We start from the raw sequence: 1,325 nt of genomic DNA on the forward strand, positions 1-1,325 counted from the left end.
GCGGTCGCGTGCAGGTCGACGACGGGGATGGCTTCGCCCAGACCCGGCACCGAGATCGTCGGCCTGGCACTCGCGTCCGCGGCGGCGGCCGGGGCGGCGGAGGCCGGGCGGCCGAGGTCGGGCAGCTGGGGCGCGGCCGGAGTCGGGCGGTCGAGGTCGGGCAGCCCGGCCGCGCCGAGCACCGCCGTTGCTGGACGGTCGAGGTCGGGAGACGTCGCCGACGCCGTGACGGCGATCCCAGGGGCAGGGTGGGTGCCGGCGGCCATGGCGGGCATCGCCGCCATCACCGGGGCGACGCCGGCGACCAGGGTGACGCCGAGGCCGAGCTCGATCAGCCTGCGCATCGCGCGGGGCAGGATCAGACGGGCCAGCGCCGCGCTGAGCCGGCCGACGGCGCCGGGGACGGCGGCGGCCACCGCGAGTAGGACGCCCAGGCACAGCCAGAGCAGGCACAGCCAGGCCACCGCGCCGACGACAGTGACGAGGGCCTGCTCGGGCGCCGCGGTGAACCAGCCCGGCACGTCGCCGAGGCTGCCCGGCAGGTCCGCCAGCCGAGGGCCGAAGACGATCAATATGATCGCCGTGCCCACGGCTCCGGCCGCGCTGGCGAACAGCGCCAGCGTCCGCCGCGCCGCTCCCGCGATCATCGTCACTGCTCCTGTCCGCCGGATGTGGTCGAACGACTTCGTTTGCCTATGTTTGGTTGTGTAAACCTCTGGAGCCGCACTGTCAATCCCGCTTGCGTCGTGCGTGAGGATTCGAGTCGTCCGGCGTGCAGCGGAACGTACCCGTACGGGAGGAGAACCGATGCGTTGGGAGGACCTGTTCGCGGACCTCGAGCTGCAGTGGGAGGAGAACGAGGCCGCCGAGCTTGCCGCCGAGCTTGCCGACCGCAGCCGCCGGGAGGCCGCCTACCTGCGGCTGATCGACCGCCTGCGGCCGGTCGTGGGCCACCCGGCGCGCTGCCGGGTGCTGGGCGGGCAGCTGGCCCCGCAGACGTTGCACGGCACGCTGTCCGCGCTGGGGGTGGACTGGTTCCTGCTCGCGGAGCCCGGCGCGACGGAGGTGCTGGTGCCGATGCGATCGCTGCTCGCGGTCGAGAACCTGCCCGTCGTCTCCGCCCAGCCGGGTCATGAGGGGCCGCTGGCCGCGAAACTGGACCTGCGCTATGTGCTGCGCGGACTCGTGCGCGACCGTTGCGCGTGCACGCTGCTGCTCGTGGACGGAACAAGCCTGCACGGGATGCCGGTGCGGGTGGGGGCGGACTTCCTCGAGGTCGCCGAGCACGCGGTGGGCGAGTTCGCCCGCCGTGGGCGGGTCCGGGC

The 1,325-nt window shown here is 74.0% G+C and carries 1 protein-coding gene and 1 pseudogene; one reads left to right on the forward strand and one right to left on the reverse strand.

Annotation, left to right across the window (positions count from 1 at the left end; genetic code table 11):
* Positions 1 to 647: pseudogene (locus NBZ83_RS32170) on the reverse strand (LysM peptidoglycan-binding domain-containing protein); the annotation flags it as partial.
* A 160-nt stretch (positions 648 to 807) separates the two neighbouring features.
* On the opposite strand from NBZ83_RS32170, the gene NBZ83_RS32175 reads away from it, so the two are divergent.
* Positions 808 to 1,325: hypothetical protein (locus tag NBZ83_RS32175; protein WP_261576519.1), on the forward strand; the 518-nt coding region annotated here is incomplete at its 3' end.

The sequence above is a fragment of the Frankia gtarii genome (assembly GCF_025403375.1).
GTDB lineage: Bacteria > Actinomycetota > Actinomycetes > Frankiales > Frankiaceae > Frankia > Frankia gtarii.